The organism is Streptomyces sp. DT2A-34, assembly GCF_030499515.1.
Lineage (GTDB): Bacteria > Actinomycetota > Actinomycetes > Streptomycetales > Streptomycetaceae > Streptomyces.
On the sequence record NZ_JASTWJ010000001.1, the window covers coordinates 7,484,161 to 7,507,876 of the forward strand.

A 23,716-nucleotide genomic window follows, 5' to 3' on the forward strand; every position below is an offset into this window, starting at 1 on the left:
TACATGGCGTGGGGGGTGGGGCGCCCAAGAGCTCGGTGTGATCTGTCGTCGGGCGGCTGCGGGTTGTTCGTGGCTGGTCGCGCCCACGCGGCGGAGCCGCACATCGATACAGTCCCGCGCCCCTTTGGCGGCGTTGCAGCCGGCCCCTGCCAAAAAGCGGCGCCCCGCCCGGAGAAGCTCCGGACGGGGCGCCGTACAGGCTGAAAGCCCTGGTGGCTTACAGGCCGAGCTCGACCTCGAACTCGCCCGCCTCCAGGATCGCCTTGACCGCCGTCAGGTAACGGGCCGCGTCGGCGCCGTCCACCAGGCGGTGGTCGTAGGACAGGGTCAGGTACGTCATGTCGCGGACGCCGATGACCGTGCCCTCCTCCGTCTCGATGACGGCCGGGCGCTTGACCGTGGCGCCGATGCCGAGGATCGCGACCTGGCCCGGCGGCACGATGATCGTGTCGAAGAGCGCACCGCGCGAACCGGTGTTGGAGATGGTGAAGGTCGCGCCGGACAGCTCGTCCGGGGTGATCTTGTTGGCCCGGACCTTGCCCGCGAGCTCGGCGGTGGCCTTGGCGATACCGGCGATGTTGAGGTCGCCCGCGTGCTTGATGACCGGGGTCATCAGGCCCTTCTCGGAGTCCACCGCGATACCGATGTTCTCGGTGTCGAAGTAGGTGATCGTGCCCTCGGCCTCGTTGATCTTGGCGTTGATGGGCGCGTGGGCCTTCAGCGCCTGGGCCGCGGCCTTGACGAAGAACGGCATCGGGGAGAGCTTGACGCCCTCACGGGCCGCGAACGCGTCCTTGGCACGGCCGCGCAGCTTCATCAGGCGGGTGACGTCGACCTCGACGACCGACGACAGCTGGGCCTGCTCGTGCAGCGCCTTGACCATGTTGTCGCCGATGACCTTGCGGATGCGCGGCATCTTGACGGTCTGGCCACGGAGGGGGGAGGCCTCCAGGGAGGGCGCCTTCTTGGCGGCCGGGGCAGCGGCAGCGGCCGGAGCCGGAGCAGCGGCGGCGGCCTTCGCGGCCTCGGCGGCGGCGACGACGTCCTGCTTGCGGATACGGCCGCCGACGCCGGTGCCCTTGACGGTGGCCAGGTCGACGCCGTTCTCGGCGGCGAGCTTGCGCACCAGCGGGGTGACGTAGGCGCCCTCGTCGGTCGCCTGGGCGGCGGCCGGCGCGGCCGGAGCCGGGGTGACCGGAGCCGGGGTGACCGGAGCCGGCGCGGCCGGCGCGGGGGCCGGGGCCGCGGGCTGGGCCGGAGCCGGGGCGGCAGCGGCGGGCGCGGCCGGAGCGGCAGGGGCGGGCGCGGCCGGAGCGGCAGGGGCGGGCGCGGCCGGAGCGGGCGCCGGAGCGGCCGGAGCCGCGGGGGCAGCCGGAGCCGCAGGGGCGGCCGGGGCAGCGGCGGCGGGAGCCGGGGCAGCCGGGGCCGGGGCGGCCGCCGGAGCGGCACCCGCGACGCCGATGACGGCCAGCTTGGCGCCGACCTCGGCGGTCTCGTCCTCGCCGACCACGATCTCCAGCAGCGTGCCGGAGGCGGGGGCGGGGATCTCGGTGTCGACCTTGTCCGTCGACACCTCCAGCAGCGGCTCGTCGGCCTCGACGCTGTCACCGACCGACTTCAGCCAGCGGGTGACGGTGCCCTCGGTGACGGACTCGCCAAGTGCGGGCAGGACCACGTCCGTGCCCTCGGCGGAGCCGGCACCGGCAGCGGCCTCGGGGGTGGGCGCCGGAGCCGGGGCGGCCTGCTCGGTGGACGGCTGGGCGGCCGGGGCCGGCTCGGGAGCCGGCGGGGCGACCTCCTCGGCGGCGGGTGCCGGGGCGGCAGCGGGCGCGCCCGTGCCGTCGTCGATCACGGCCAGCTCGGCGCCGACCTCGACCGTCTCGTCCTCGGCGACCTTGATGGAGGCCAGGACGCCGGCGGCGGGGGAGGGGATCTCGGTGTCGACCTTGTCGGTGGAGACCTCGAGCAGCGGCTCGTCGGCCTCGACGCGCTCACCCTCGGCCTTCAGCCAGCGGGTGACAGTGCCCTCGGTGACGCTCTCGCCGAGCGCCGGAAGGGTTACGGAAACCGCCATGGTTTCGGTTGCTCCTTACGAATTGCGGAAGTCTGAGTCGTCGCTTCGTCGACCGAGGGATCAGTCGTGCGCGTGCAGCGGCTTGCCGGCCAGGGCCAGGTGGGCCTCGCCGAGCGCCTCGTTCTGCGTCGGGTGGGCGTGGATGAGCTGGGCGACCTCGGCCGGCAGCGCCTCCCAGTTGTAGATCAGCTGGGCCTCGCCGACCTGCTCGCCCATGCGGTCGCCGACCATGTGGACGCCGACCACGGCACCGTCCTTGACCTGGACGAGCTTGATCTCGCCCGCGGTGTTGAGGATCTTGCTCTTGCCGTTGCCCGCCAGGTTGTACTTCAGAGCGACGACCTTGTCCGCGCCGTAGATCTCCTTGGCCTTGGCCTCGGTGATACCGACGGAGGCGACCTCCGGGTGGCAGTACGTCACCCGCGGGACACCGTCGTAGTCGATCGGGACGGTCTTCAGACCGGCCAGACGCTCCGCCACCAGGATGCCCTCGGCGAAGCCGACGTGCGCGAGCTGAAGGGTTGGGACGAGGTCACCGACGGCGGAGATGGTCGGCACGTTGGTGCGCATGTACTCGTCGACGAGGACGTAGCCGCGGTCCATGGCGACGCCCTGCTCCTCGTAACCGAGACCGGCGGAGACGGGGCCACGGCCGACGGCGACGAGGAGGACCTCGGCCTCGAACTCCTTGCCGTCGGCGAGGGTGACCTTGACACCGTCGGCCGTGTACTCGGCCTTGGAGAAGAAGGTGCCCAGGTTGAACTTGATGCCGCGCTTGCGGAAGGCGCGCTCAAGAAGCTTCGAGGAGTTCTCGTCCTCGACCGGGACGAGGTGCTTCAGGCCCTCGATGACCGTGACGTCGGCGCCGAAGGACTTCCACGCCGAGGCGAACTCGACGCCGATGACGCCGCCGCCCAGGATGATCGCGGACTTCGGCACGCGGTCCAGGACGAGGGCGTGGTCCGAGGAGATGATGCGGTTGCCGTCGATCTCCAGACCCGGCAGCGACTTCGGCACGGAGCCGGTCGCGAGCAGGACGTGACGGCCCTGGACGCGCTGGCCGCCCACGTCGACGGAGGTCGGGGAGGACAGGCGGCCCTCACCCTCGATGTACGTCACCTTCCGGGAGGCGACGAGCCCCTGCAGGCCCTTGTACAGGCCGGAGACCACGCCGTCCTTGTACTTGTGGACCCCGGCGATGTCGATGCCCTCGAAGGTGGCCTTCACACCGAACTGCTCGCTCTCACGAGCCTGGTCGGCGATCTCGCCCGCGTGCAGCAGGGCCTTGGTGGGGATGCAACCCCGGTGCAGGCAGGTGCCGCCGACCTTGTCCTTCTCGATCAGGGCGACGTCCAGGCCCAGCTGCGCCCCGCGCAGGGCCGCGGCGTAACCGCCACTACCACCGCCGAGGATCACTAGGTCGAAAACGGTGCTGGCGTCGTTCGCCACGTCACGTCCTCCATGCATGTGCGCCGTACGCCGGTCGTCGGTGACCGGTCGGCGGCTGGTGTCCGGCCGCTCATTCTTCGGCCCTGTGGTGGGGCCCTGTCCTGCCGAGCCCCATCTTCGCACTTGTCCACACCGAACGAGACGCCGGGCCGGTGTGTGAGACGCCCCACGTTCAGTTGAGCGGGCACGGAAGAGGGGGCTCCGCCCTACCCGCGCGCGGAGCCCCTCACGCAGAACAACGTCAGCCCAGGTCGCCGACAGCCGTCAGCTCGGCCAGCCGAACCAGCGTCCGCACCGCGGACCCCGTACCGCCCTTCGGCGTGTACCCGAAGGGACCACCCTCGTTGAACGCGGGACCGGCGATGTCGAGGTGCGCCCAGGTGACGCCCTCGCCCACGAACTCGCGCAGGAACAGACCGGCGACCAGCCCACCGCCCATCCGCTCACCCATGTTGGCGATGTCGGCGGTCGGCGAGTCCATCCCCTTGCGCAGGTGCTCCGGCAGCGGCATCGGCCAGGACGGCTCGCCGACCTCCTCGGCCGCCTCCACGATCGCGGAGCGGAACGCGTCGTCGTTGGCCATGACACCGAACGTCCGGTTCCCCAGCGCCAGCACCATCGCCCCGGTCAGCGTCGCCACGTCGACGATCGCGTCCGGCTTCTCCTGCGACGCCGCCCACAGCGCGTCCGCGAGCACCAGCCGGCCCTCGGCGTCCGTGTTGAGCACCTCCACGGTCTTGCCGCTGTACATGCGCAGCACGTCACCCGGACGCACGGCGGACCCCGACGGCATGTTCTCGGCGAGCGCCAGCCACCCGGTGACGTTCACCTCGAGACCGAGGCGCGCGGCGGCGACGACGGCGGCGAACACGGCGGCCGCCCCGCTCATGTCGCACTTCATCGTCTCGTTGTGCCCGGCCGGCTTCAGCGAGATGCCGCCCGAGTCGTAGGTGATGCCCTTGCCGACGAAGGCGAGGTGCTTGGCCGCCTTGGAGCTCGTGTACGTCAGCTTCACCAGCCGCGGGCCGGCCGCCGACCCGGAGCCGACGCCCAGGATGCCGCCGTAGCCGCCCTTGGTCAGCGCCTTCTCGTCGAGCACCTGCACCTTGATGCCGTGCTCCTTGGCCGCCGCCGAGGCGATCGCGGCGAAGGACTCGGGGGTGAGGTCGTTCGGCGGGGTGTTGATCAGGTCGCGGGCGCGGTTGAGCTCCTCGGAGACGGCGGTGGCGCGCTCGATCGCCGCCTTGTGCGCCTTGTCGCGGGGCTTGGCGCCGAGCAGCGCGGCCTCGGCGAGGGGCGCCTTGCCGTTCTTCTTGTCCTGGGCGTCCCGGCCGTTGCCCTTGTAGACGTCGAAGGCGTACGCCCCGAGCAGCACGCCCTCGGCGACGGCGCCGACGTCACCGGCATCGCCCAGCGGCAGCGCGAACGCGGCCTTCTTGGAGCCGGCGAGGGCGCGGGCGGCGACACCGGCGGCCTTGCGCAGCGCCTCGCCGTCGTAGGCCCCGTCCTTGGCGTCCTCGGGCTCGGCGCCCAGGCCCACCGCCAGCACGAGCGGGGCCTTGAAGCCGGCGGGCGCGGGGAGCTTCGTCACCTCGCCCTCGGCGCCCGAGGCACCGAGGGTCTCCAGGACGCCGGCGAGCCTGCCGTCGTACGCCTTGTCCACAGCCTCGGCGCCCGGTGCGACAACCAGTCCCCCGGACGTGGACGCGGCGCCCTTGGCGACACCGATCACGATCGCGTCGGCCCGCAGGCCGGGCGCCGCGGCGGTGCTGAGAGTGAGAGCAGTCACGGTGGTGAAATCTCGCTTCCGATGTGAAGTTTGCGATGGCCGAATGGTGTGGGTCGACCGGGCCCGGCTGCCGACCGACCCTAGTTCCGACCTACGGGTGCGGTGGCAGCGGGGCCTTCCCCGGTACGGCGAACACTCGGGATGAGCCTACGCTCGTGTGAGCGTTCGCTCATTCCTGCGGGCGTTCACCTGTCGGTGGCGTCGTGGTCATTTCTTGATCCTCGCGATCGGTGAGCTGAGTCACACTCGTCTGGTTCCGGTGAGCGATCGGCTTGCCGCTTTGCATGATTTCCACGGATCCCCTGCCGATTCGTCACAAGCGGCCATGAGGGGATCTTCTGGGGGGAAGGGGCAAATCAATGGCGCGCAGTGCGCACCGATGGAGAAACCGCAGAAACGTCGTCGCCGTCCTGACGGCCGCGGGTCTGCTGTCCCTGGGCCTGGCGGCCCCGGGCGCCGCGGCCGCCGGGGAGCCGCGCATCGATCTCAGGGTGCTGGTCGTGGACAACGGTGACAGCCCGGTCCGGGCCATCACCGCCCAGCTGAAGAGCACCGGCATCCCGTACACCACCGTCGACCTGACCGACGCGAACCGCCCGACCATCACGGACGCGTTCCTCAGCGACACGGTGAACGGCACACCCCGGGCCAAGTACCAGGGCGTCGTCCTGCCCAACGAGGCCCCCTTCGGCGCGGGCTCCGCCGAGCAGACCGCGCTGGAGAGCTACGAGCGGACCTACGGCATCCCGCAGGTCGACGCCTACACCTGGGCCCACCCGGGCGTCGGCCTCGACTACACGAGCGAGGGCGGCTGGGCCGGCACCCTCGACGGGCGGGCGGCGGCCGTCACGGCCGAGGGCAAGGCGGGGTACTTCGGCTATCTGGACGGCGCCTTCACGTTCGAGGACAACGACGCCTCCGCACAGGAGAGTTACGGCTTCGTCGCCCGGCCCCGTACGGGCTTCACCAGCTATGTCGACCTTCCCGTGCCCGCCGGCTCCGGGCGCGGCAGCCTGATCGGTGAGTACAACCACGACGGGCGCCGCGAGCTGGTGGTGACCTTCGCGTACAACGCGCATCAGCAGCAGTTCCGGGTCCTTGCCCGCGGCATCGTCGAATGGCTGACTCAGGGCGTGCACCTGGGCCGGGCGCGCAACTATTTCGCGGTGCATGTCGACGACGTCTTCGCGCCCGACAACCGTTGGGACACCGAGCACAACTGCACCCCGGGTGACTTCGACTGCGTCGGCGGTGACGGCGAGGGGACCACGCCGATCCGCATGACGGCCGAGGACGCGGTCCACGCCGCGCAGTGGCAGCGGGAGCACGGCTTCACCCTGGACATGGTCTACAACGCCGGCTCCGGCGAGGCGTGGAAGACCGAGAACGGCGGCACCGACGCGCTCACCGACCAACTGCTCGCCGACAAGGCGCAGTACCGCTGGATCAACCACACCTACACGCACCCGTTCCTCGGCTGCGTCCAGGACACCTCGACCGTGCCCTGGAGCTGCGCCAAGAACGCCGACGGCTCGACCCGGTACATGAGCCGCGCGGACATCTCGGCGGAGCTCCGCGACAACTACAACTGGGGCGTCACCAAGGGACTCCCGCTCGACCGCACGGAGCTGGTGACCGGCGAGCACTCGGGCCTGAAGACCCTGCCCCAGCAGCCCGACGACAACCCCAACCTGGCCGGCGCCCTCGCCGACAACGGCGTCAAGTGGACCGCCTCGGACAACTCCCGCGAGCCCGACCAGCGTGCGGTCGGTGCCGCGCTGACCGTGCCCCGGCACCCGATGAACGTGTACTACAACGTGGGTACCGAGGAGGAGATGGTCGACGAGTACAACTGGATCTACACCTCCAAGGCCGACGGCGGCAGCGGCGTCTGCGAGACCAACCCCGCCTCCACCTGCCTGGCCGACCCGCTGGACCCGGCCACCGGGTACGACGAGTACATCGTCCCGCTGGAGGCCCGCACCGCCCTCGGACACGCGATCGGCAACGACCCGCGCCCGCACTACGCCCACCAGTCCAACCTGGCCGAGGACCGGACGCTGTTCCCGGTCCTGGATCAGGTGCTCGCCGACTACCAGGCACTCTTCGCCGACAACACCCCGGTGGAGAACCTCGCGCAGAGTGCCATCGGCACCGAGCTGCAGCGCCGCGCCGCCTGGCAGACCGCTCTCGCCAACGGTTCCGTCACGGCGTACCGCATCGGCGACACCGTCACCGTCACCGCCCCGTCCGGGACCCGGATCCCGGTGACCGCACCGGAAGGAACCACCAAGCAACAACTCCTGGGCACGACCGCGTTCGGGACGCCGTACGCGGGGCAGCGCTCGGCGTGGACCGCGCCAGAGCCGCTGCAGTCCGCGCTCACGCTGAAGGTGCCGTAGAGGAGCGCCCCAAAGGGGCGCGGGGAACTGCGCGACCAGCCACGAAGGACCCGCAGCCGGGGTCCGGGCAGCAGTTCCCCGAACATCATCCGCATCACAGGGGGGAACCGCGTAGCGATGCGCACCGGCCGTCATGTCACCATGCTCACCGAAGGCACCTATCCGCACGTCCACGGCGGGGTCAGCACCTGGTGCGACCAGCTCGTCAAGGGCATGCCGGAGGTCGACTTCCACATCGTGTCGCTCACCGGAACCGGCCGCGAACCCGTCGCCTGGGAGCTGCCGCCCAACGTCTACCGGCACACCTCCGTTCCGACCTGGGGCCCGCGTCCGGGACGCAAAAGGGCGCCGTACGGCAGGGCCCGGCGTCGTTTCACCGACTCCTACGAGCGTTTCCTGCTCTCCTTCCTCGACCCCGCGGGCCCCGAGTCCCACACCGACTTCGGTGCGGCCCTGTACGAGCTGGCCGAACTCGCCCGCGAGGGGCGCCTGTCGGCGGCGTTGCGCACCGAGTCGGCGCTGCGGTCGCTGATGTGGATCTGGACGATGCCGCATCTGCCGACCGCGGCCGCCCGCCCCACCGTCCACGACGCCCTGACCGCCACCGACCTGCTGGAACACGCCCTGCGCCCCCTCGGCATCCGCATCCCCGAGGACTCCGTCGCCCACGCCGTGAGCAGCGGCCTCGCCACCCTCCCCGCCCTCGCCGCGCACAAGCTGGACGGCGTGCCCTTCCTCCTCACCGAGCACGGCATCTATCTGCGCGAGCGCTATCTCGGCTACCGCAGCGACGCCCAGCGCTGGCCCGTGAAGGCGTTCATGCTCGGCTTCTACCGTGAGCTGAACTCACTCGGGTACCGGGCGGCGGACCTGATCACCCCCTGCAACCAGTACAACCGCCGCTGGGAGGAGCGCGGCGGCGCCGACGCCGACAAGATCCGCACGGTCTACAACGGCGTCGACCCGCACGCCTTCCCGCACGCCGGCCCCGAGCCCGACGTCCCCACCCTCACCTGGTGCGGCCGCGTCGACCCCATCAAGGACCTGGAGACCCTGCTGCGGGCCTACGCCATGGTCCGCGCCGAACTCCCGGAAGCCCGCCTGCGCCTGTTCGGCCCCGTACCACCCGGCGGCGAGGCCTACCGCACCAAGCTGGAGAAGCTCGCCGCCGAACTCGGCGTCACGGACGGCCTCACCTTCGAGGGCCGCATCAGCGAGGTCTGGCGCGCCTACGCCGCCGGTCACGTCGTCATGCTGTCGTCCATCTCCGAGGGCTTCCCGTTCTCCATCATCGAGGCCATGTCCTGCGGCCGTACGACGGTCTCGACCGACGTCGGGGGAGTGCGCGAGGCCGTCGGCGACACCGGTCTGGTGGTCCCGCCGCGCGAGCCGGAGAAGCTGGCGGCCGCCGCGCTGACCCTTCTGCGCGACGACGAACGGCGCCTGGAACTGGGTGAATTGTCCCGTCAGAGGGTGATCGACCGCTTCACGCTCCGCCGCTCCGTGGACAATTTCCGGACGATTTACCAGGAGCTCGCGGGCGGCGCCGAGGTGTACGAACCCACGCTGGAGACGGTCGCCGACTGGACCCTCGAACTGCGCGACCCCTGGTACGAGAAGGTCGCGACGGACGGAACCGGCTGGTGAGCGGCAGCATCTGGATGCCGCCCGGCTCCCGCCCCGACACCCTGCCCGCCATCCCGCGCCAGCGCACCGCACCCAGCTGGGCGCAACCCGACCCCATCGACGAACTCGCCGAGCGCCTCGACGACTTCATCGCCGCCGCCGTCCACCCGGACGAGATCGCCGCACTGCTGGAGTCCGACGGCCTGTCGGACGACCAGATACGCGAGCGCTACGGCGTCAAGAACTCCTTCGCGCTGGCGGAGGAGCTGTACGAACGCGTCGAGCGCCGCTACCCGGAGCCGGAAGGGCCGGTCCACGACCCCTGGCAGGTGGGCCTGCTCGGCTGCCTGCTGCGGGGTGTCGTCTTCGCCCTCCCCGGCCTCGGCTACGTCCTCGGCGCGCCCCTGCTCGCCGGCTCGCGGGACGACTTCGGCCTCCCCGCCGGCACGGTCCCGCTGCTGGCCGGCGCCTTGGTCGGCTGGACCTGGAACCAGGGGCTCGCCCACCGGGCGTACTCCTGGCTGGGGCTGGGGGACCGCGATGCCGCCCGCCGCTCTCTGCTTCTCGGCGCCCCGGCGGGCGCACTGCTCGGTGCCTTGGTGGCCCTGGCCGTCGCAGGCGCCGCCTCCGTTGGCGTCGCTTTCGCGGCCGGCCAGTCGATCTACCTGGGCGCGGCAACCGCGCTACTGGTGATGGGCCGCGAACGGGCCCTGCTGGTGGCTCTGCTGCCGATGGCGGCTGGCGCGGTCCTGGCCCTGGTCCATCCAGTGCCGGACGCCGCGAGACTGATGCTTTTGCTGGGCTCGCTAACGGTGGTGGTGCTTCTCGGCCTACGTGAGGTCGCGCCCCCGAAGGGGCGTGGGGAACTGCGCGATCAACCACATCAAACCCGCAGCCGCCGAACGACAAGTGGCCCCTCTCTCCTAGGCTCCCTTCCATACGCCTGCTTCGGCCTGGCCACCGGCGTCCTGGTCCTCTACGCGGCCCTCGGCGACGTCCTGGCAGGCGAGGAGCACACCGCGATAGCGGCGCCCGCGGCCGTCGCCCTCACCCTCAGCATGGGCCCCGCCGAATGGCTGCTGTACCGCTTCCGCAGCGGCAGCCTCGCCGGGCTGCGCTCCAGCAGCACACCGAAGGCCTTCTGGCGGACCACGACGGTCACCGTCGTCGAGTGCCTGTCGGCCTACCTGCTCTCCCTGCTCGCCCTGAGCCTCGCCACCTCCGCGCTCTGGCCGCACGCCCCCGGCATCGCGGGCATCCGCCTCGCCGGCCTGCTCCTCCTCGGCGTACTGCTGTGGACCGGCCTGCTCCTGCAGTCCTTCGGCGCGGTGCTCAGCACGGCGACGGTGTGCTGCGTGGCGGCCCTCGCCCAGACGGTCGGCCTGGTCACCCACACGGGCAGCCCGCACGAGGTCGGACTGATCGTGTACGGGACGGCGGCGATGATCCAAGCCGCCCTCGTCTGCGCGCTGTTGGGGAGAGCGACCGCCCACCGATGACGCCGACGAACGATCTACTGGTCCCGTACTACGAACACCCGTCCGTCCGCCCCGCCGAATGGGACGCGATCATCACGGCCGCGCCTCGCCTCTACGGGGTCGTCCTCAACCCGGCCAGCGGCCCCGGCGAGACGCCCGACCCGGCGTTCGCCGAGGTCGCGACCCGGCTGCGCGGGGCTGGGGGTCCCCCCTCTGGGGGAGTGCGGGTGCTCGGCTACGCCGACACCGACTACGGCCGCCGACCGCACGCCGACGTCGTACGCGACATCGCCCGGCACCGCGACTGGTACGCCGCGGACGGCGTCTTCCTCGACCAAGTCGCCGCGGGCCGCGAGGAGTTCGCGTACTACCAGCGGCTCGCGACGGCGGCCTGGGGCGCCGGCTGCGGCACGCTCGCCCTGAACCACGGCACGGAACCGCACCCGTCGTACGCCAGGATCGCGGACGTCCTGGTGACCTTCGAGGGCACCTGGGAGTCGTACACCCGGCTCGGTCCGCAGCAGTGGCGGGGCGACGGCGGAGTGCGCCTGTGCCATCTGGTGTACGGCGTCCCGTCCGGCGTCGATCTCGCGGGCCTCGCCCGCGACCGCGGGGCCACCGTGCACTGCGCGGTACCGGGGATGGGCGATCATCCATGGGGTACGTTGCCGCACACCCTGGAGCCCGCTCGGTGAGACGCCTCATTCCGCTGGTCGTTCTGCCTCTTCTCCTCCTCGCGGGCTGTACGGCGTCCCCTGACGGCGCCGACGACGCCGAGGGCGGTCCGAGCGGCGCGCGCTGGCAGCCGCGGCCCGGCACGGCCTGGCAGTGGCAGCTGCGCGGCCGTATCGACACCTCCCTCGACGTGCCGGTCTACGACATCGACGGCTTCGACCAGTCCCAGAAGACCGTCGCGGCGCTGCACCGCGAGGGCCGCAAGGTCATCTGCTATCTCTCCACCGGCGCCTGGGAGGACTGGCGCCCCGACGCCGGGAAGTTCCCCAAGTCGGTGATCGGCAAGGGCAACGGCTGGGAGGGCGAGCGCTGGCTCGACATCCGGCGCCTGGACGTCCTGGAACCCCTGATGGCGGCCCGTATCGACATGTGCCGCGACAAGGGCTTCGACGCGGTGGAGCCCGACAACATGGACGGCTACAAGAACCGCACGGGCTTCCCGCTGAAGGCCCGCGACCAGCTCCGCTACAACCGCCTGATCGCCGGGCTGGCCCACGAGCGGGGCATGGCGGTCGGCCTGAAGAACGACCTGGACCAGATCCCGGAGCTCGTGGACGACTTCGACTTCGCGGTCAACGAGCAGTGCGCGCAGTACGGGGAGTGCGCGGCCCTGAGCCCCTTCGTGAAGGCCGGCAAGGCGGTGTTCCACGTCGAGTACGAGGTCCCCACGCGCGCCTTCTGCGCCGAGTCGCGTCGCCTGAAGCTGAGTTCGATGCTGAAGAAGTACGAGCTGGGGGTGTGGAGACGGGCGTGTTGAGGCTCAGTTGCCCAGTGACAGCACGACGAGCGCGGTCGTCGCCGCCGTCTCCGCGAGCCCGCCGAACACGTCACCGGTGACGCCGCCGAAGCGGCGCGTGCAGTGCCGCAGGAGCAGCTCGGCGGCGGCGAGTGCGGCGAGGACGGCGAGGGCGGTGCGGACGACGTCGTACGCCACGTCGTATGTCATGCCGTACGCCCCGAGCAGCGCTCCCGCCGCCGCGGCGACGCCGGTCACGGCCAGGGTGACGGCCACCGCGCCCCGTACGGGGACGACGCCGGCCACCGCGGCCCCCAGCCCCTCGGGCCGCGCGGCGGGCACTCCGGCGCGGGCGGCCAGGGTGAGCGCGAGCCGGGCGGCGACGGCCGACACGACGGTGGCGAGGGCACCCCGGGCCCATGAGGCGCCGTACAGCTGGGAGAGGGCGGCCACCTGCGCGAACAGCACGAACACGAGCGTGATGACGCCGAAGGGCCCGATGTCCGACTGCTTCATGATCCGCAGCGCGTCCTCGGCGGGCTTGCCGCTGCCGAGCCCGTCGGCGGTGTCGGCGAGCCCGTCGAGGTGCAGCCCTCGGGTGAGTACGGCCGGGACGGCGGCGGCGACGACGGCGGCGAGGAGAGGCCCGGCGCCGAGGAACAGCAGCACCAGCGCGACACACGCGGCACCGCAGCCGAGGACCACGCCGACGAGCGGGGCGCACAGCATTCCGCCGCGCGCCGCCTCCCGGTCCCACCGGCTCACCTTGACGGGGAGCACGCTCAGGGTGCCGAAGGCGAAACGGAGACCGTGCGAACGCAGACCGTGCGAACGGGGAGCGTGCGGGGGCGGCGGGGGCATGGACACGCCCGCAGACTAGCCCGGACGCCGTACCCGCCAGGCGGCCCACCCCTGTCCCGGACACACTGAAACCATGGGTGACTGGTGGCAGCGCAACATCATCGAACCGGGCAAGCTCCCCCTGCTCCTGGCTCTGACCGCCTTCGTGGTCACCTTCCTCGTCACCCGCGTCATCACCCGCCTCATCCGCGCGGGCAAAGGACCCTTCCGCAACATCGAGACCGGCGCCGTCCACATCCACCATGTCGTCCCCGGAGTCGTCCTCACGGTCATCGGCGGCTTCTGCGCGGTCGCCGGCGGCCAGCGCGGCTTCGGCTCGGCCGCCGCCGCGGTGGTCTTCGGGATGGGCGCGGGCCTGGTCATGGACGAGTTCGCGCTGATCCTGCATCTGGACGACGTCTACTGGACCGAGGCCGGCCGCAAGAGCGTCGAGGTGGTCGTGCTCACCGCCGCCGTGGTCGGCCTGTTCCTGCTCGGATACGCACCCTTCGGGGTCAACGACCTCAACGACGACGAGCTGCAGAACCGCGGGTCGGTGCTCAGCACGATCCTCGGGAACTTCCTCCTGGCCCTGATCGCCCTGGCCAAGGGCAAGGCCCGGATCGCGATCTTCGGGGTGGTCGTCCCCTTCATCGCCCTGTTCGGTGCCGTCCGCCTGGCCCGGCCCGCCTCCCCCTGGGCGAAACGCTTCTATCGCCGCCGCCCGCGTGCCCGGGCCAAGGCCCAGATTCGCGCCTACCACCACGACAAGCGCTGGGCGGGCCCCAGCCGCAGACTTCACGAGTGGATCGGCGGGGCCCCGGACGCCGCCCCGGACCGGGCCCTGGAGCGCCGCTGACGCATCGCCGACCAGGCGCACAGCACCGTCCGAGGCGGGCAGCCCGATCGGGTGGGCCGGGCCGAGTGCGATGCCCACGCGCGCGTACTAGGGTGCCGGCGAGGGTCGCGACGTAGGCGATGACGAGCGTCCGCCACCGGCCCGGACAGAGCTCGGCGATCCCGAACACGAGCAGGATCTGTACGCTCCGTCGCGACCGTGCAGCCCGGCCGTGCCGAACCGCGCGCGCACCACCGTCACGCGGTCTCCGGCTGTTCCTTCTCCGCCACCGACTCCTCGGCCTCCGGCGTCTCCGAGTCCTTCGGCGTCTCCGAGTCCTCCGGCGTCTCCGGATCCTCCGGGTTCTCGTCCTTCGGCTTCTCCGGCAGCTCCGCGGCCAGTGCGGCGGCGGCCCGCACCATAGGGAGGGCCAGCAGTCCTCCGGCCCCTTCCCCGACCTTCACGCCCTGGTCGAGCAGCGGCTCCAGGGCCATCCGGTCCAGCGCCTTCGCCTGCCCCGGTTCCCCGCTGTTGTGCGCGGCCAGCCACCAGTCCGGCGCCCGGAACGCGATCCGCTGCCCGACCAGCGCACAGGCGGCGACCACGACCCCGTCCAGCACGACCGGCATCTTCCGCACCGCACTCTGCAGCAGGAACCCGGTGATCGCGGCGAGGTCGGCCCCGCCCACCGTCGCGAGCAGCTGCAGCTGATCCCCGAGCACGGGACGCGCCCGGCGCAGGGCGTCCCGGATCGCCGCGCACTTGCGCATCCACACCAGGTCGTCGATGGCCAGGCCACCCCGCCCGGTGACCACGGAGGCATCGGTCCCGCACAGCGCGGCGACCAGCACCCCGGCCGCCGTGGTCCCGCCGACGCTCACATCGCCGAGCACCACCAGATCCGTACCGGAGTCGGCCTCCTCGTCGGCCACCGCGACCCCGGCCCGGAAGGCGGCCTCGGCCTCCTCGAGCGTCAACGCGTCCTCGACGTCGATACGACCGCTGCCGCGCCGCACCCGATGCCGTACGACGGCCTCCGGCAGCGCCTCCGGGTCGCAGTCCAGCGCCATGTCGACGACCCGCACCGGAACCCCGAGCCGCCGCGCGAGCACGGACACCGGCCGGCCGCCCTCGAGGATCTCCCGCACCAACTCCACGGCGCCGCCCGCGCGTCGCGCCGAGACACCCAGCTCGGCGACGCCGTGGTCACCGGCGAAGAGCACGACCCGCGGCTGTTCGATCGGCCGCACCGGTACGGCGGACTGTGCCGCCGCCAGCCACTCACCCAGGTCGTCGAGGCGGCCCAGCGCCCCGGGCGGCACGATCTGACGCTCACGGCGCGCCTCGGCGTCACGGCGCACCCCACCGTCGGGGCGCTCGATCAGATCACTGAAGTCGTCGAGATTAAGCGAGCTCATTCGCCGAACAGTACCGGCACCGGTCGAACAGAACGGCGCCACATGGCCACCAGGGACTCCGCCACGTCCCCTCTGCATCGGCGCGACGTCGTTGCACCCAAGATCGGCATCCCATACGTTCCGTTTTGCAGTGGATTGTCGGGGCATGCTCGCACCGTCCTGCCGTATGCCCCCCGTACGCCCCCGCCCTACGCCCTCGCGCCCGGGAGCCGCCCCATGACCGCGACCGCACCCCCCGAAAGAGCCCGCGCCGACTGCGCGTCCACCCTCGGCGCATGCCGGGACCAGCCCTACGTCCCCCGACACCTGGGCCTCACTCGGCTGCCGTCCCGCCGGCTGAGGGCAGCGGCCCGCGCGGCGCTCGCCTTCCCCGAACCGGAGAGCTGGCTGGACGTGGGCACGGGTTACGCCCGCTTCCCGGAGGTGGCGAAGGAACTCTTCCCGTACACGGCGTTCGACGGCCTGGACCCGACCTACCGTGTCCTGCACGCACGCGTGGCCGAGCGGGTGGAGGAGGCCCACGTCGGCAATCTGACGGACGCCCGCATCAGGGCCCGGCTGCGCGCCCGCTACGACATCGTCAGTATGTTCCGCCACCTGGAGCACACCCCGGACCCCCGCGAGGAGCTCCGCGCCGCCCTCACGGTCCTGCGGCCCGGCGGCCACCTCATCCTCGAACTCCCCGACCCGCGCTGCGTGTTCGCCCTGCTGCTCGGCAGATGGTGGACCCCGCACAGCCGCCCCGGCCACCTGCACCTGATGCCCCTGGACACGCTCCGCCAGGAACTGGAGTCCCAGGGCTGCACGGTCCTCTCCACGGACCGCCGCACCCCGCACATCCCGTACGACCTCGCGGCCACGACCTCGCGGACGCTGGCGTTCTTCCTGCCCTCGCCGCTGTCCCGAGCCTGCGCGCCCCTGGTGGCCGTGGCCTGGGCCCTCGACCACATCCTGGCCCCCGTACTACGCCACACCCGCTTCTCGAACACGTACCGCGTCATCGCCCGCAAGGAGCCGACCGCACCGGTGTGAGGTCCTGTCGCTGGACCCGGCCTGCCTGGCACTCAGGTCACCGCAGCGTCCCTGAAGGGGCGCGGGGCTGTAGGGATATGCGGCTCCGCCGCGTGGGCGCGACAAGCCACGACGAAGCCGCAGACGCTCGACTGAAGATCGCGGCACTCTCATCCGCGCAACACCACCGCTTGCCCCGCCACCACCAACACGACCTGCTCGCACTCCGAGGCGAACGCCGCGTTCAGCCGCCCCAGCTCGTCCCGATACCGCCGCCCCGAAGCCGTGGCCGGCACAATCCCCGACCCCACCTCATTGGATACGGCGACGACGGTCCGCCGAGTCGCCCTCACCGCCGCCGTCAGCTCGCGCATGCGATCCCGCAGTGCCCGCTCCCCGCCGTCCGCCCACACCGCGTCGTCCCACGCCCCGACGGAGTCCATGGCTTCCGTCAGCCACAGGGACAGACAGTCGACGAGCAACGGCGCCCCGGGCTCCGCCAGCAGCGGCACCAGGTCGCACGTCTCGGCCGTACGCCACGACCCCGGCCGCCGCTCCCGGTGCGCGGCGACCCGCGCCGCCCACTCCCCGTCGCCGCTCCGGGTGCCGCCGGTCGCCACGTACAGCACGTCCGGGAAGGCCTCCAACCGCCGCTCCGCCTCCACCGACTTCCCGGACCGGGCCCCGCCCAGCACCAGGGTCCGCCGCGGCACGTCCGGTACGTCCTCGTACGCCCCCACCACCAGCGTCGCCCCGTCCCGCACCGCCCGCGCCCCCGCCGCGGCCAGCCGCCGCCGCAGCTCGGCGCCCGGCGGCACGTCATGGTCCAGATGGACGGCGACGACATCCGTCGTCGGCCCGATCGCCCCCACCGCCCGCAGCTTGGCCAGGGCGTCCGGCCGCCCCACGACATCGGCGACCACCATGTCGTACATCCCGACGGACCCCTCCTCCAGCCCGGCCGGCGCACCCCCCGGCGGCAGATACAGCAGCCGCTGCCCGTCGGGCCCGGTCACCGCGTACCCCGTGCCCGGCGAGTCCATCGCCACCGCCCGCACCCGATGCCCCGTCAGCAGCGCCAACTCCCGCCCGTCCGGCACCCGCCCGGGCTGCGGCACCCCCGCCGGCACCTCGACGGCGGGCCCGTCGTGCGGATGCGACAGCAGCACCTGCCGTACGCCCGCCAGCGAACGCCCCGCTCGAGCCGCCGCGAACGCCGCCCCGGGCGTCAGATCGAGCAGCAGCCCCCCGTCCACGAGCAACGCGGTGGCCGCCCGCGCGTCATCGCCGAGCGCGCCCGCACAGGCCGCACACGGACAGTCGGGGCGGGGAAGTCCCGCGGGGGCACCGGTGCCGAGGAGAGTCAGTTCCACGGAACCGATTTTCGCGTGTCCGCGCAGGTCTCGCGCGCCCCCACTCTCGACTTCGCTCGAGCGGGGGGACCCCCACGGCTAGGCTCAGGGCAGGAGCCGGACCAAGATCCGGCTCCTGCTCTGCACGTGCTGACACCTTGGAGGCGTACATGGCGGCATGGACGTGGCGGTTCGAGAAGGCCGACGGGGCTGAGGTCCAGCCCGCGGTGCAGCCCGAGGAGTTCACGACCCAGGGGGACGCCGAGTCCTGGGTCGGGGAGAACTGGAAGGCGCTGCTGGAAGGCGGCGCGGACCAGGTACGGCTGTTCGAGGACTCCACCGAGATCTACGGGCCGATGAGCCTGCACGCCGAGCAGTCGTAAGCGGGGAGGGGGTGAGGGCCGCACGGTCGTCCGGCCCTCACCCCGCCCTCCCGTCACTGCTCACCCAGCGTCACATCCACCGTCTTCTCACTGCCGTTGCGCGTGTACGTCACCGTCGTCCGCTCGCCCGGCCGGTCGGAGGCAAGCTCCTCGGCGAGTGAGGTGATGGTGGTGATGTCCGTGTCACCGAGCCGGGTGATGATGTCCCCGGGCTCGATTCCGGCCTTGTCGGCCGCCCCGCCCGCCATCACCTCGACCACGGCGACGCCCGCGACCTGGTAGTCGTCGTCCACGACCGTTCGGCCCGTGATGCCGAGCGCCGCCCGGCCCGATTCGGTGACCTTGCCGTCCCTCACGATCTGGTCGGCGATGGTCCGCACTGTCGACGCCGGGATCGCGAACCCGATGCCGGGCGCCGCGCCCTCGCCCCTGCCGGGTTCGGTGGCTGCGAGGGTCGGGATGCCGATGACCCGGCCGTCGAGGTTCACCAGGGCACCACCGCTGTTGCCGGGGTTGATGGCGGCCGACGTCTGCACCATGTTGGCGATCGTCGCGCCCGTACCACCCTCGCTGCGGCCCTCGGTGACGGTCCGTCCGGTCGCCGAGACGATGCCCTGCGTCACGCTGGACGACAGTCCCAGAGGTGAGCCCATGGCCAGCACGATCTGCCCGACCTCGACCTTCGCCGAGTCCCCGAACGCCGCCGCCTTCAGCCCCTTCGGCGCCTTGTCGAGCTTGATGACCGCGAGGTCCTGCTGCGGGTAGGAGAAGACGAGCCGTGCGGTGAAGGTGTCCTCGCTGTTGGCGGTCGTCACCCGGAAGCTGTCCTCGTTCCCCACGACATGCGCGTTGGTGACGATGTGCCCCTGGCCGTCGTAGACCACCCCCGAGCCCAGATCGTTCCTGGCCTGGATCTGCACGACCGACGGCAGCACGTCCTTGATCACCTTCAGGTAGCCGTTCTGCAGATCGTCGACCGCCCGCGGGGCGGCGGCCTGCGCGGCCTGCGTGGTCGAGCCCTCCTCCTCGCGCGAGCGCGAGGACGGGGAGCCGGAGCACGCGGAGAGGAGCCCGAGGCAGCACAGCACGGCGACGGCCGCGACGACCGGCCGCAGGGCAGGGAAACAGCGAGCATCCATGCCCCGAGTCTCACCGCGGAACCCGGATCCGGCCCGTGGTGCTCGCCCGAACGAGCCTTGACCAATCGACAAGGCCTAAGCAGGTCGGGCGAAGTCCGCTGCGGTTCGGCAGCGCCCCAAAGGGGCGCGGGGCTGCGTTGGATATGCGGCTTCCGCCGCGCGGGCGCGACCAGCCACGACGGCGCCGCAGACGACCGACGACACATCGCGGCACTTCAAGCGGAGCGCCTAGCCGCGCACTCCGCACAGATGCAGCAACGCCGCGACGCTCCGATAGGGATCCGTCTTCCCGGCCCGCTCCTCGACCGCCAGCAACGCCTCCACGTCCGCCGGGATCTCCGCCCCGTCGGCAGCCGTGTCCGTGAACACCCGTACGCCGTACCAGGTGTGCAGCGGCGCCCCGATCCCGGCGAGCGTCGCCGTCAGCTCGGCGAGCCGGTCGGCCCGTACGTCGAGCCCCAGCCGATTCCGGTACGCGGTGGTGTCGAAGGCGTCCAGCGCCGCGGCCCAGTCCCCGGCCAGTCCCGGCCGCATGGCCAGCGCGTCGCCGTTGCGCACGAGCAGCGACAGCAGCCCGCCCGGGGCGAGCATCCGGGCCAGCCCGGCCAGCAGCGGATCGGGCTCCTTGATGTACATCAGCACGCCATGACAGAGCACGACGTCGAAGCTGCCCGGCAGGAAGTGGACGCCGGTGTCCCGCCCGTCCCCCTGGACGATGCGGACCCGCTCCCGGATCCCCTCGGGCTCGCCGGCGAGCTCCTCACGGGCCGCCGCGATCATCTTCGGGTCCTGCTCGACGCCGGTCACCTGGTGCCCGGCCCTGGCCAGGCGCAGCGCCTGGGTGCCCTGGCCCATCCCCACGTCGAGCACCCGCAGCCGCTGCCCGACCGGGAACCGCCCGGCTATCTGCTCGTCGAGCTGCCGGGCCACCAGCTCCTGTCGTACGACATCGCGCAGCCCGCCCAGCTCGCTGAGCCACGCGTCGGCCGCACCCCCGGTGAAAGCAGCTGTGCTCAGGGCCGCTCTCCGCGCTTGACCTGCGGCTTCGGCAGCCGGAGCCGGCGCATCTGCAGCGAGCGCATCAGCGCGTAGGCGACGGCGCCGCGCTTGGGCTCGTCGGGGAAGCGCTCGGCGAGCCGCTTCTTCAGGCGAACGCTCGTGAGCACCGAGTCCAGCACGATGAGCACGATCACGATCAGCCACAGCAGCAGCGCGATGTTCTGCAGCGCCGGCACCTGCACCATGCTCAGCACGAGGATGACCACGGCCATCGGCAGGAAGAACTCCGCGATGTTGAAGCGCGAGTCGATGAAGTCACGCGCGAACCTGCGGACCGGACCCTTGTCACGGGCCGGCAGATACCGCTCGTCGCCCCCGGCCAGCGCCTGGCGCTGCTTCTCCAGGGCGGCCCGGCGCTCCTCGCGCTGGCGCTTGGCGGCATCCTTGCGCGTCATCGACGTGTTGGCCACGCTGCGACGCTGGGACTGGGCCTCACTGCGCTTGGGCGTGGGGCGGCCCTTCGGGGCCTCGGGGTGACGGGTCTGATTGGAGTCGGTCACCAGCGCCTTGTCGGCGGTCTGGGCCTTCTCTTCCTTGGCACGGCTACGGAACACAAAACCCAAGGGTACGGGGTGCCAGGGGTTGGACCCCAGCCCCGTGGGGAACGATCCGGCAACACCAGTCGTCGTAGGGGGACAGAGGGGACGTTGCAGACGGGGGAGTCACCTACTCCTTACGCCGGAGCGGGACCGTACGCAGTCGTCCTTGGGGATGAGCGCATCCGTCCCCGAACAGTGCGTCAATGGATGCAGGGCCCGTACTGTGGGTTCTGTCGCAGAGCTGGAGCTGGACGTCAGAAGGGGGCGCGCGAAGCCCATGAGCGGTGTCATGAAGCGTATGGGGATGATCTTCCGCGCGAAGGCGAACAAGGCCCTTGACCGGGCCGAGGACCCGCGCGAGACCCTCGATTACTCGTACCAGAAGCAGCTGGAGCTGCTCCAGAAGGTCCGCCGCGGCGTCGCCGACGTGGCCACCTCGCGCAAGCGCCTGGAACTCCAGCTCAACCAACTCCAGCAGCAGTCGTCGAAGCTGGAGGACCAGGGCCGCAAGGCGCTCGCACTGGGCCGCGAGGACCTGGCCCGCGAGGCGCTGTCCCGCCGCGCCGCCCTCCAGCAGCAGGTGACGGACCTGGAGACGCAGCACTCGACGCTGCAGGGCGAGGAGGAGAAGCTCACCCTCGCGGCCCAGCGCCTGCAGGCGAAGGTCGACGCCTTCCGCACCAAGAAGGAGACGATCAAGGCGACGTACACGGCGGCCCAGGCCCAGACCCGTATCGGCGAGGCGTTCTCCGGCATCTCGGAGGAGATGGGCGACGTCGGCCTGGCGATCCAGCGTGCCGAGGACAAGACGGCACAGCTCCAGGCCCGCGCCGGCGCGATCGACGAACTCCTCGCCTCCGGCGCCCTCGACGACCAGTCCGGCATGCACAAGGACGACATCCAGGCCGAGCTGGACCGGCTCTCCGGTGGTACGGATGTAGAGCTGGAACTGCAGCGCATGAAGGCGGAGCTGGCGGGCGGGTCGTCGGGCGGCCAGCAGGCCATCGAGGGCGGCAACGGCCAGTCGCAGTCCCAGCAGCAGCCGCAGGACACCCCGCGCTTCGACAAGCAGTAGCCGACGGCGGGGCCCACGCCGAGGAGGCCGAGATGGGCGACATGATCGTCCGGATCATGGGTGAAGGGCAGGTGAAGCTGTCCGACAGCCACCTGCCCGAGCTGAACAAGCTCGACGACGAGCTCCTCGTGGAAATGGAGAACGGCGACGGCCCCGGCTTCCGCCGCACCCTCGACGCCCTCCTCTCCAAGGTCCGCGAACTCGGCGAGCCCCTGCCCGACGACTCCTTGGAACCGTCGGAACTGATCCTCCCGTCTCCGGACGCGACCTTGGAGGAGGTCCGGGAACTGCTGAGCGACGATGGCTTGATCCCGGGTTGAGCCGGGGCGCCTCTGGACGCCGGCCCGCATCACTCAGCCCGTCCGGCGTTTGAGGACGAGGCCCGCTCAGGGCCGAAGCGGGGGTCTGGGGGCGGCAGCCCCCAGGCGACGCGCACTGCAACGCCGGGCACACAACACAAGGAACCTCCAGTTGGCCCCCGTCCCAAGCCCCGCAGGGAAACGCGCTCGGCGGCACCTCAAGGCGCACCCCATGGCACTGGACGCCGCGTTGGCGGTGGGCGTACTGGCCTGCATGGTGGCCGGCTCGTTCGTGGACCCGCACGGAAAGAACGGGGTCACCTGGGGCATGCGCACCCCGGACGCGCTCAGCCTCCTGCTCATCACCCTCGGGGCCGCAGCCCTGGTCTTCCGCCGCCGCGCCCCCCTGCTGGTCCTCGCCCTCACCGGCTCCGTCTCCCTCGTCGAATGCGTCAGCGCCGACCCCCGCGCCCCGGTCGCGATGTCCGCGGTCATCGCCCTCTACACCGTCGCCTCGACCACCGACCGCACCACCACCTGGCGCGTGGGCCTGCTCACCATCACCGCCCTGACCGGGGCCGCCATGCTCGCCGGCCCTCTGCCCTGGTACGCCCAGGAGAACCTCGGCATCTTCGCCTGGACCGGCATCGGCGCCACCGCGGGCGACGCCGTCCGCAGTCGCCGTGCCGTCGTCGCCGCCATCCGCGAGCGCGCCGAACGGGCGGAGCGCACCCGTGAGGAGGAGGCCCGCCGCCGCGTCGCCGAGGAGCGCCTGCGCATCGCCCGGGACCTGCACGACGTCGTCGCCCACCACATCGCCCTCGTCAACGTCCAGGCCGGTGTCGCCGCCCACGTCATGGACAAGCGGCCCGACCAGGCCAAGGAAGCCCTCGCCCACGTACGCGAAGCAAGCCGCTCCGCGCTCAACGAACTCCGCGCGACGGTCGGCCTGCTCCGCCAGTCCGGCGACCCCGAGGCCCCCACCGAACCCGCCCCCGGCCTCGCCCGCCTCGACGAACTCGCGGGCACCTTCCGCAGCGCGGGCCTCCAGGTGGAGGTCGCCCGCGCCGACGAGGGCACCACCCTCCCCGCCGCCGTCGACCTGGCCGCCTACCGCGTCATCCAGGAGGCCCTCACCAACGTGCAGAAGCACGCGGGCCCGGAGGCGAAGGCCAAGGTCAGCGTCGTCCGCGTGGGGCCGAACATCGAGATCACCGTCCTCGACGACGGCGCGGGCGACGACGACCCACCGGAGGGCGGCGGCCACGGCCTGCTCGGCATGCGCGAGCGCGTCACCGCCCTGCGCGGCACCCTCGCCACCGGCCCCCGCTACGGAGGCGGTTTCCGCGTCCATGCGATCCTGCCGGTCAAGAGCCGTACGCGCCCCACGGAGGACCCGGCATGACCCGGTCGCGGAACTCCCGGGCACCCCGCGGGAGTTCTCGTAGCGCCCAGCCATCCACCTCGTGCCCCG

20 protein-coding genes are annotated in these 23,716 nt (G+C 71.9%); 11 read left to right on the forward strand and 9 right to left on the reverse strand.

Features of this window, described 5'->3' with window-relative positions; translation table 11 throughout:
- Nucleotides 1–217: 217 nt before the first annotated feature.
- The 3 genes from sucB to QQM39_RS33410 all read right to left on the reverse strand — a co-directional run bounded on the left by sucB (nt 218) and on the right by QQM39_RS33410 (nt 5,312).
- Nucleotides 218–2,074, reverse strand: coding sequence for a 2-oxoglutarate dehydrogenase, E2 component, dihydrolipoamide succinyltransferase (gene sucB, locus QQM39_RS33400; RefSeq protein ID WP_302001279.1), 1,857 nt, complete (start codon nt 2,072–2,074; stop codon nt 218–220).
- 60 nt (nt 2,075–2,134) lie between these two features.
- Nucleotides 2,135–3,523: a dihydrolipoyl dehydrogenase gene (lpdA, locus tag QQM39_RS33405; RefSeq protein WP_302001280.1), complete on the reverse strand. Its 1,389-nt coding sequence runs from the start codon at nt 3,521–3,523 to the stop codon at nt 2,135–2,137.
- A 241-nt stretch (nt 3,524–3,764) separates the two neighbouring features.
- Nucleotides 3,765–5,312 carry a leucyl aminopeptidase gene (locus QQM39_RS33410; protein WP_302001281.1) on the reverse strand — a complete coding sequence of 516 codons (1,548 nt, stop codon included), beginning with the start codon at nt 5,310–5,312 and terminating at the stop codon, nt 3,765–3,767.
- A gap of 359 nt (nt 5,313–5,671) precedes the next feature.
- On the opposite strand from QQM39_RS33410, the gene QQM39_RS33415 reads away from it, so the two are divergent.
- The 5 genes from QQM39_RS33415 to QQM39_RS33435 all read left to right on the forward strand — a co-directional run bounded on the left by QQM39_RS33415 (nt 5,672) and on the right by QQM39_RS33435 (nt 12,310).
- Nucleotides 5,672–7,714 carry a hypothetical protein gene (locus QQM39_RS33415; RefSeq protein WP_302001282.1) on the forward strand — a complete coding sequence of 681 codons (2,043 nt, stop codon included), beginning with the start codon at nt 5,672–5,674 and terminating at the stop codon, nt 7,712–7,714.
- Nucleotides 7,715–7,831: 117 nt separating this feature from the next.
- Nucleotides 7,832–9,361 carry a GT4 family glycosyltransferase PelF gene (gene pelF / locus QQM39_RS33420; protein WP_302001283.1) on the forward strand — a complete coding sequence of 510 codons (1,530 nt, stop codon included), beginning with the start codon at nt 7,832–7,834 and terminating at the stop codon, nt 9,359–9,361.
- Nucleotides 9,358–10,839 carry a hypothetical protein gene (locus QQM39_RS33425; RefSeq protein ID WP_302001284.1) on the forward strand — a complete coding sequence of 494 codons (1,482 nt, stop codon included), beginning with the start codon at nt 9,358–9,360 and terminating at the stop codon, nt 10,837–10,839. Before pelF ends, QQM39_RS33425 begins: the two co-directional genes overlap by 4 nt.
- On the forward strand, nt 10,836–11,513 hold the full coding sequence (locus QQM39_RS33430) for a spherulation-specific family 4 protein (protein ID WP_302001285.1): 678 nt from the start codon (nt 10,836–10,838) through the stop codon (nt 11,511–11,513). Before QQM39_RS33425 ends, QQM39_RS33430 begins: the two co-directional genes overlap by 4 nt.
- Nucleotides 11,510–12,310 carry an endo alpha-1,4 polygalactosaminidase gene (locus QQM39_RS33435; RefSeq protein WP_302001286.1) on the forward strand — a complete coding sequence of 267 codons (801 nt, stop codon included), beginning with the start codon at nt 11,510–11,512 and terminating at the stop codon, nt 12,308–12,310. Before QQM39_RS33430 ends, QQM39_RS33435 begins: the two co-directional genes overlap by 4 nt.
- A 3-nt stretch (nt 12,311–12,313) precedes the next feature.
- On the opposite strand, the gene QQM39_RS33440 is transcribed toward QQM39_RS33435, so the two are convergent.
- Nucleotides 12,314–13,150, reverse strand: a complete 837-nt coding sequence (locus tag QQM39_RS33440) for an adenosylcobinamide-GDP ribazoletransferase (RefSeq protein WP_302003817.1) — start codon at nt 13,148–13,150, stop codon at nt 12,314–12,316.
- Nucleotides 13,151–13,223: 73 nt separating this feature from the next.
- On the opposite strand from QQM39_RS33440, the gene QQM39_RS33445 reads away from it, so the two are divergent.
- Nucleotides 13,224–13,988 (forward strand): hypothetical protein, encoded by a 765-nt coding sequence (locus QQM39_RS33445; protein WP_302001287.1) that lies wholly within the window; start codon nt 13,224–13,226, stop codon nt 13,986–13,988.
- A 236-nt stretch (nt 13,989–14,224) separates the two neighbouring features.
- On the opposite strand, the gene cobT is transcribed toward QQM39_RS33445, so the two are convergent.
- A complete protein-coding gene (cobT, locus tag QQM39_RS33450) occupies nt 14,225–15,385 on the reverse strand; it encodes a nicotinate-nucleotide--dimethylbenzimidazole phosphoribosyltransferase (protein ID WP_302001288.1) in 1,161 nt (386 codons plus the stop codon).
- 216 nt (nt 15,386–15,601) lie between these two features.
- Here cobT and QQM39_RS33455 point away from each other — a divergent pair, with 216 nt between their 5' ends.
- On the forward strand, nt 15,602–16,417 hold the full coding sequence (locus QQM39_RS33455) for a class I SAM-dependent methyltransferase (protein WP_302001289.1): 816 nt from the start codon (nt 15,602–15,604) through the stop codon (nt 16,415–16,417).
- Between the two features lie 149 nt (nt 16,418–16,566).
- Here QQM39_RS33455 and QQM39_RS33460 read toward each other — a convergent pair whose 3' ends face one another.
- Complete coding sequence (locus tag QQM39_RS33460) at nt 16,567–17,769, reverse strand: bifunctional adenosylcobinamide kinase/adenosylcobinamide-phosphate guanylyltransferase (RefSeq protein WP_302001290.1); 1,203 nt, start codon at nt 17,767–17,769, stop codon at nt 16,567–16,569.
- Between the two features lie 149 nt (nt 17,770–17,918).
- On the opposite strand from QQM39_RS33460, the gene QQM39_RS33465 reads away from it, so the two are divergent.
- Nucleotides 17,919–18,131, forward strand: a complete 213-nt coding sequence (locus QQM39_RS33465; protein ID WP_302001291.1) for a hypothetical protein — start codon at nt 17,919–17,921, stop codon at nt 18,129–18,131.
- Nucleotides 18,132–18,184: 53 nt separating this feature from the next.
- On the opposite strand, the gene QQM39_RS33470 is transcribed toward QQM39_RS33465, so the two are convergent.
- The 3 genes from QQM39_RS33470 to QQM39_RS33480 form a co-directional block, all read right to left on the reverse strand.
- Nucleotides 18,185–19,270 (reverse strand): S1C family serine protease, encoded by a 1,086-nt coding sequence (locus QQM39_RS33470; protein ID WP_302001292.1) that lies wholly within the window; start codon nt 19,268–19,270, stop codon nt 18,185–18,187.
- Nucleotides 19,271–19,498: 228 nt separating this feature from the next.
- Nucleotides 19,499–20,200: a bifunctional 2-polyprenyl-6-hydroxyphenol methylase/3-demethylubiquinol 3-O-methyltransferase UbiG gene (locus QQM39_RS33475; RefSeq protein ID WP_302001294.1), complete on the reverse strand. Its 702-nt coding sequence runs from the start codon at nt 20,198–20,200 to the stop codon at nt 19,499–19,501.
- A gap of 83 nt (nt 20,201–20,283) precedes the next feature.
- A complete protein-coding gene (locus QQM39_RS33480) occupies nt 20,284–20,922 on the reverse strand; it encodes a DUF3043 domain-containing protein (protein WP_302003818.1) in 639 nt (212 codons plus the stop codon).
- A gap of 244 nt (nt 20,923–21,166) precedes the next feature.
- On the opposite strand from QQM39_RS33480, the gene QQM39_RS33485 reads away from it, so the two are divergent.
- The 3 genes from QQM39_RS33485 to QQM39_RS33495 all read left to right on the forward strand — a co-directional run bounded on the left by QQM39_RS33485 (nt 21,167) and on the right by QQM39_RS33495 (nt 23,647).
- The gene (locus QQM39_RS33485; RefSeq protein WP_302003819.1) at nt 21,167–21,943 is read left to right on the forward strand and encodes a PspA/IM30 family protein; all 777 of its coding nucleotides are present in this window, start codon (nt 21,167–21,169) and stop codon (nt 21,941–21,943) included.
- Between the two features lie 41 nt (nt 21,944–21,984).
- Nucleotides 21,985–22,263 (forward strand): hypothetical protein, encoded by a 279-nt coding sequence (locus QQM39_RS33490; RefSeq protein ID WP_302003820.1) that lies wholly within the window; start codon nt 21,985–21,987, stop codon nt 22,261–22,263.
- Nucleotides 22,264–22,474: 211 nt separating this feature from the next.
- Nucleotides 22,475–23,647 carry a sensor histidine kinase gene (locus QQM39_RS33495; protein ID WP_302001295.1) on the forward strand — a complete coding sequence of 391 codons (1,173 nt, stop codon included), beginning with the start codon at nt 22,475–22,477 and terminating at the stop codon, nt 23,645–23,647.
- Nucleotides 23,648–23,716: the final 69 nt, after the last annotated feature.